Source organism: Cecembia sp. (assembly GCF_007126775.1).
Taxonomy (GTDB): Bacteria; Bacteroidota; Bacteroidia; order Cytophagales; family Cyclobacteriaceae; genus Cecembia.
Genome location: NZ_SLAP01000027.1, coordinates 1 through 6910, shown reverse-complemented (window position 1 = coordinate 6910; position 6910 = coordinate 1). Strand labels below are relative to the sequence as shown.

6 protein-coding genes are annotated in these 6910 nt (G+C 41.1%); 4 read left to right on the top strand and 2 right to left on the bottom strand.

All coding sequences use genetic code 11. The features are described from left to right. Positions 1–315 precede the first annotated feature (315 nt). The 4 genes from QZT73_RS02055 to QZT73_RS02040 all read left to right on the top strand — a co-directional run bounded on the left by QZT73_RS02055 (position 316) and on the right by QZT73_RS02040 (position 5887). Entirely contained in the window at positions 316–990 is a 675-nt protein-coding gene (locus QZT73_RS02055) for a DUF1080 domain-containing protein (RefSeq protein ID WP_291786351.1), read from the top strand. 4 nt (positions 991–994) lie between these two features. Beyond that, positions 995–2344: a Gfo/Idh/MocA family oxidoreductase gene (locus QZT73_RS02050; protein ID WP_291786348.1), complete on the top strand. Its 1350-nt coding sequence runs from the start codon at positions 995–997 to the stop codon at positions 2342–2344. 1048 nt (positions 2345–3392) lie between these two features. Then, the gene (locus QZT73_RS02045) at positions 3393–3623 is read left to right on the top strand and encodes a hypothetical protein (protein WP_291780863.1); all 231 of its coding nucleotides are present in this window, start codon (positions 3393–3395) and stop codon (positions 3621–3623) included. A 1859-nt stretch (positions 3624–5482) separates the two neighbouring features. Then, positions 5483–5887 (top strand): VOC family protein, encoded by a 405-nt coding sequence (locus QZT73_RS02040; RefSeq protein ID WP_291780868.1) that lies wholly within the window; start codon positions 5483–5485, stop codon positions 5885–5887. Between the two features lie 206 nt (positions 5888–6093). On the opposite strand, the gene QZT73_RS02035 is transcribed toward QZT73_RS02040, so the two are convergent. Both QZT73_RS02035 and QZT73_RS02030 read right to left on the bottom strand, forming a co-directional pair. Next, positions 6094–6303, bottom strand: a complete 210-nt coding sequence (locus tag QZT73_RS02035) for a hypothetical protein (RefSeq protein ID WP_291780871.1) — start codon at positions 6301–6303, stop codon at positions 6094–6096. A 391-nt stretch (positions 6304–6694) separates the two neighbouring features. Then, positions 6695–6910 (bottom strand): hypothetical protein (locus tag QZT73_RS02030; RefSeq protein WP_291786347.1); only part of this gene is annotated, 216 nt, incomplete at its 5' end.

Sequence of the window (6910 nt, the reverse complement as noted above, 5' to 3'; positions counted from 1 at the left end):
TCAAAAGGCCTTACTGATTCAATTTTTCATACGGAGAAATGAGGACTACAAATCCTCCATAAATTAGGGAGATGCTTCATTGCATTACCATTTACGTATTACAGTACCCATCCCCCTATCTTCAAAGCTCCAACCACAACACCTGTCCGTTGCAGAACCAAACAACCATGACAGCATTTTATCCCTTACTACCTTTCCTTATTTTTTTCAACAAGTTCTACGATTTAGATTATTTTTTGATAAATTGAGAGCAGAAAATTACTGGATTGAATTACAATAAGTATTTTCTATTCCATTTGATACCATAATCTCCCTATGAAGAAAATCTGCTTACTTCTCGCTGCCGCTCTGCTTTTTGGTTTTGGAACTATCCAAGCCCAAGAAGTACCCGAAAGTGAATTTACCCCCCTTTTCAACGGTGAAAACCTCGATGGTTGGGTAGGCAATAAAACATCCTACAGGGTAGAAAATGGCATCATTGTCATCGATCCCCAAGGCGGTGGAGGAGGAAACCTTTTCACCGAAAAAGAATACAGCAACTTTATTTTCCGCTTTGAGTTTCTCTTGACCCCTGGGGCCAACAATGGCTTAGGTATCCATGCCCCTTTGGAAGGAGATGCCGCCTACTTGGGCAAAGAAATCCAGATCCTGGACAATGAGGCTGAGAAATATGCCAACCTCCACGATTACCAATTCCACGGATCTGTCTATGGAGTGATGGCTGCCAAGCGCGGCTACCTGAAAGCTCCGGGAGAATGGAACCAACAAGAGGTCATTGTCCAGCATCCCTACATCAAGGTGATCCTCAACGGGACCACCATTCTGGAAGGGGATTACCTGGAAGCCAGCAAAAACGGCACCCTGGACCAAAAAGAGCATCCTGGTCTACAGCGAAGCAAAGGCCATATTGGCTTTTTGGGACATGGGGATGTCGTCCACTTTAGAAATATTAGAATCAAAGAATTACCAATAACAAATAATGAACAATAAACCGATGAAGAAAAATTTTCAGGTGATCAACCGCAGGGACTTTCTGGTAAAGTCTGCTTTAGGAGCTGCAGGTCTGGCATTGGCCCCAACTATTATGGCACAGGCAAAAGCCGCAGGCAAATTGAGAACAGTCCATATAGGTTTGGGGGCGATGGGAAGAGAGGATCTTGCAGCCATCGCCTCGCACCCAGAGGTGGAAGTCCTGGGCCTATGCGATGTAGACAGCGAGATGCTGACACATGCAAAGGCACTTTATCCCAATGCAAAAAGCTACACAGACTACCGTAAGATGCTCAAAGAATTGGAAAATGAATTTGATGCGGTAGTCGTTTCTACCCCTGATCATACCCATGCCCCGGCATCCATAATGGCCATGGAAATGAATAAGCCGGTCTATTGTCAAAAACCGCTCACCCATCACGTAACGGAAGCCAGGATCATGAAAAAAATGGCCGAAGAAAAGAACCTGGTAACACAGATGGGTATTCAGGTGCACTCCTTTTATGATTACAAACTGGCTACCCTGCTGATCCAATCCGGAATTATCGGCAAAGTGGATACGGTAAGGGCATGGTCTCCCAAAAACTGGGGATATGATGGTCCCGAACCTACTGGAAGTGATCCCGTACCGGACAATCTGGACTGGAACCTTTGGCTGGGCACAGCCCCAAAAAGGGCTTATAAAGAAGGCTATTACCATCCCGGCAACTGGAGAAAAATCATGGATTTCGGTTGTGGAACCCTAGGTGATATGGGTGTACATATATTCGATACACCTTACAATGCCCTGCAGTTGGATGTACCCCGTACCATCCGCACTGAATGCAGAAAACCAACCGGGTTTGGGTTTCCTGAAAACAACACCGTCACTTATGAATTTCCTGCAACCCCATACACTGCGGAATCGCTCAAGTGGGTATGGTACGATGGCCCTGGTGCGCCTGCAGACCACGAAGACCTTCAGCTTCCGAATGGGGACAAATTACCGGAGCAAGGAGCCATGTTTATGGGGGAAAAAGGCAGGTTGCTTTTACCACACTTTATGGAACTTCCAAAGTTGATTGTGGATGGACAATACCAGGAATTTGATGTGGCTCCTTTTAACCTGGGTGCTCCGGTCAAAGATTATGCAGGAGAAAGCAAAAAACATTACCATGAGTTTGTGGATGCCTGTTTGGGCAAAGGAGAATGCTCTGCTCCCTTTGAATACTCGGCCCGACTTACTGAAACCATCCTGCTGGGGGTGATTGCAGGAAGGTTCCCAAATGAAACCCTGCATTGGGACAGCAAAAAGGCCCGCTTTGCCGAGAAGAAAGCCAATAAGTTTTTGGGAGGCAAGTACCGGAAATTCTAGATATTTTAAAAACATGAACTGCAAAAGGTGCAAAGGAAATGTTCCGTTGCACCTTTTTAGTTCACGTCTTCAGACTTGAACCCAATTAAACCAGTATTCAGACTGATATATGCAGATTAAAAAAAGACGAAGCTTTTCTTTCCAATAGTCAAGGGGGTAATCTTGATTATGGATTCAATCCCGAAGAGCCTGTCCCGAGAATCGGGAGATTAAATACCAAGGGTTATTTTCCCCGGATATATTCCGGAGTAAAAAGGTAAAGGTATCACCCTGCCTCACCAACCCCGAATAGGCTTGAATTAACTCTTCTATCCAAGCACCGTGGTACCTATTCTTGTACATCTGATGAAACAAAAGATTCCTAACTAAGTAAGGCAAGCGTGAGAAATTGAAAGCTTCATGCTTAATTTCCTTTCCTAAATATCCTATAAATACAGCTGGAAGAATTCTTAATAATTGAGATAAAATTTAATCGTGTGAATTTGTGCAATTCCTGCCTGTTCCTCAGATAGGTTCCGTTCTCCTTTGATATTCAAGGCCTTCAGCCTTACCTTTCACTAAAGCCATGAAGGGGCGATTAAACAAAAAGATGGTCGAAGGCAATCGATTACGCATAACTCTTATATCAAAAATTCCAGGCCTGAAAGGTTGGCATATATTAAAATTGCTAGGCAAAACCCAAATCTTACCCCTTTTACCTTTATTTCTTCGTGCCCTTGGAGTGCTTCGTGGTTCAAAAAACACTCTGTGTATCGCGGTGCCTCTCCCGTGGACCTCTGTGTAATTCAAAAAATTCTTTCGTCTACAATAACAGTCTCGTGAAACTTCAAATCTCCTTCATTCCTCAATACACATTATCCCAATCCGAAACCTGGCCTCCCGATTCGCTTTGCTCTCAGGAAAGATTAAGCGACCTATCCAAAGTTTCCCCTCCATTTCATCAGCCATCATGTGATTTTTTACGTAAATTAGCATAGAGGCAGATACAAGGATGGTAATCCATTGACCATAGCCTGTTTTTTATTGAAAATACATAAACCAAATAAACATGACGAGCCTAGCAAAATCGATCTATCATAACGTAAAAAAAGGATTCAAAAGCATTGAGCCCGTAGTAATGCTGTTTTCCGGCACATATCTACTGGTGCACGGCATGCAGAGCAAAAATTACCCCCTCGGGATAGCGGGTGGCTTGCTATTGTTTAGAGGAGGTGTAAACCTTGGAAAAGTAATTGAAGAAAGCGATCTGGAAGAAGCGATAATGGCCGAAGAAGATTAATGCTGTTTTTTTACTTTTAAAAACTTTACATCACTACAGGGTAGAATCCTATAATCATGTTTCCGATACAGCAAAATTCCTGTAAACCTGTGCCATGAGTGGTTTAAAAAGAGAAGCTTTTCAGAATAAAACCGCCATGGGCGCAAGGGAAAAGGCGCAAAGTTGGGGTATTCAGGTACTCTTGATTACCATTAAGCCCTTTTATTTCTCAAAATCGAAGCTTATTATCCGCGATAATCAGCCCAATCCCTGCCCTCCGGTAGGTGGGCGCGTCACTTGTACTGAGCGAAGTCGAAGTATCCGCGTTCTATAGAAAGTGTCCGTTTCATATCGGCGGCGATTACGTTTGCGTTTTTTCAGGCGATTGCAGCGCCGCCTCTGGGAACGTGGTGGGCACTTTTTACCCGGGGTGTCGTTCCTAACCCCGGGCTATCACATATATGGCCTTCAGCCTTATTCTTATACATAAAAAAAATCCCATTAAATAAGGGGCAAGAAAATATGTATAGCTCGGAATTCGTGAAAATTTGAAAGCCTCGTGCTAATTCAATTTCCCATGGTGACTTTGAAATAATTTACCCTACTAAGATCCCTCACAAGCACCAAACCCAAAGAATTTGTGTAAATCCGTGTAATTCCTGCCTGCAGCAGGCAGGAGTTGACAGTCATTTTCGGATTAAAAATCCGCGGTATCGCATCAGGAAATTGTAAATTTCTAACAGCCCAATAACCTTGTCCTTTTTTCTTAAACTTCGGTTTTTAATTCAACCCTTTCAGGGTTGGAATTACCTATTCTTATAATTATCCCTTACCACCGGATTTCATCCGGGGCAAATACCCTTAAAGGGATTCAATCCCTTCGGGATTTTCTGGACGAATGAAGTATATCTAAAAATGAATAAAAGCGCTTCTAAATAATCCTTAATTCCTCAACATCGGTGTTGATCTTGTTCATCCGTGGTTAAGACCAAAATTTGCAGATTAAAAATCCGCAGTATCGCTTCACGAAATTGTAAATTCCGAGTAGGCCAAAAAGCGAAGCGTTTTATCCCAGCCTGCGTCTGGCAGGTGTGTTCATCATCATTCATCAGTGGTTAAATACTAAAAAAGAGCAGCTTTTTATCCAATATAGAATATCTAAAGCGGTAATATTTAAGATATCTGTGGCTTTCAGCCCCGGTCGGCTTAGGAGACGATACATGTTCACTTGGGATAGGGCATCACCCTATCCTAGGATATCCAGGGCCCTCGGCCCTCTTCTTGCACATTATACGAAGAAGAACATTAGTGGAAATCCGCAAGCCTCGCGCTAATTCAATTTCCCATGATGCCGGTGATCTGATTTACCCATTTGAGATCCCACAAAAGCACCAAACTCAAAGAATTTGTGTAAATCCGTGTAATTAGTGGACAGTCATTTGCGGATTGAAAATCTGTGGTATCGCTTCACGAAATTGTAAATTTCTAACAGCCCATTTTCATCCTATTTGCCCTTTAAACTTTAAACCCTTAAACATTAATCGAACCCCACTTTTTCCTTTTGCCACTTCGACAAGCTCAGCGCATCGCTTTTTACTTGGTTTTTATTTATTTTCAAGCATCCCAATATCCATCATTATTCATCCAGGTTGGTGTGAAAAATCCCTCCATTACTTTCCTCTCCAGGTACTACCTTTTACTTCAAAAGTTGAAAAAAATAATTTAAAATTTCATAAGGTTCTAATTGTATTTCGACCTTATATTTTTGAATTTAATTGCATTATTCAAAAATTTTTATATATTTATTTTATATTTTACACAATAAAATACTATCTTTAATTCGTTTTACAGATAAATCTATTATAAGCCCCTAGTATGATATGCCCGCAGTAAAAACTAATTCCAGCAAAGTGCTCACCACAAGAATGATTGCCAACCTTTTTACAGACAATCTTCAGGAAAGCAAAGACTTTTACGAGCAGGTTTTGGACTTCAAAGCCGAATTCGAAAGCAATTGGTACATTAACCTCAAATCCAAAGACAACCTCTTGGAAATTGGACTTTTTCCCAAAAATACCGATCTGATTCCAGCAACTTATGTACAACATCCGGCCGGCGTAAATCTGGCTTTTGTGGTCAATGACCTGGATGAAGTGTATGAAAGAGCGCTTCATTACAATGCAAGTATTGTACTGAAACCTGAGGATGAGTTTCTGGGACAGCGCAGAATGCTTCTTGAGGATCCCAACGGCTTACTCTTGGACATTTCCAGCAGAGTGGCATAAAACTCCAAAATACAATCACCCAAAAGGTAAAATCCACATCCAGTATGTGGATTTTTTTTGCCTACATAAAACCAAGATGCCCGACAGCCAAAGACCGCCGGGCATACTTAGACCTTAACGCATTCATTCGATCACTAAAAAATACCTATCTAACACTTAATAAATCAGTATTACCTATTTAAAACATAAATATCGTCCTGACAAAATCAGGCTACTGATCTTTTCTTCTCCTCGGCTGATACCTTCAAATAAAAGTAAATAAATCCTACCTGTGGTACCAAAACCAAAAGCAGCTTGAGCAATAGAGGGCTTCCACCGCCTATCTCGACCCCAAGCAAACTTGAAACACTGACAATTGTAACCACCGCTAGCAGGGCAAGTACATTTGCCAAAATCAGTTTGTTCTTGTATTTCATAATTAAACTGGTTGATTAAACATGTATTTAAAAGTGTAATGGTTTAAAAATTGCCTTTTAAGACTATTTAAAAACTTCGAAATTTTCAACAATATGCTGCAAAAAAATTAAATTACAAAGTCCTGAAAACCAATCTAAAACAATCAAAAAGACCCTTTTTGGACCCAACTGAACTACACAAACTATTAATTGTAAATCATTAAAAAGAAACTGCATTTTACCCTAAAATACAAGCTGAAAAAAAAATCAATTATTTTTTATTTTTTTTTGTTGATCCAAAAATAAAAACCCAATCCAATAAAAAATCCGGAGTTTCCACCCCGGATCTTTTCCCCCTCCGACAAGCTCAGGGAATTGCTTTTTACCTTTGACTTGGTTCTCAATTCTAATTTCACCTCTTAATGAACGATAAACTCTGAACCATGAACGCCTGAACCCATGAACCATGAACCCTATTTTTTTCAATTCCTCCGTGGCGGATAAGTTGTTTTACAAATCTTATAATATACACCTTAATCCATGAACTTCTGAACCATGAACCATGAACACTTTTTCCCTCCCTGCATCCTGAACTCAAGCTAAAAAATCCACAGAATATTTTCTTAAC

What these genes read in the sequence shown, in the direction of transcription:
- QZT73_RS02055 (WP_291786351.1), top strand. Translation starts at nt 316, where the DNA reads ATGAAGAAAATCTGCTTACTTCTCGCTGCCGCTCTGCTTTTTGGTTTT.
- QZT73_RS02040 (WP_291780868.1), top strand. Translation starts at nt 5,483, where the DNA reads ATGCCCGCAGTAAAAACTAATTCCAGCAAAGTGCTCACCACAAGAATG.
- QZT73_RS02050 (WP_291786348.1), top strand. Translation starts at nt 995, where the DNA reads ATGAAGAAAAATTTTCAGGTGATCAACCGCAGGGACTTTCTGGTAAAG.
- QZT73_RS02045 (WP_291780863.1), top strand. Translation starts at nt 3,393, where the DNA reads ATGACGAGCCTAGCAAAATCGATCTATCATAACGTAAAAAAAGGATTC.
- QZT73_RS02035 (WP_291780871.1), bottom strand. Translation starts at nt 6,303, where the DNA reads ATGAAATACAAGAACAAACTGATTTTGGCAAATGTACTTGCCCTGCTA.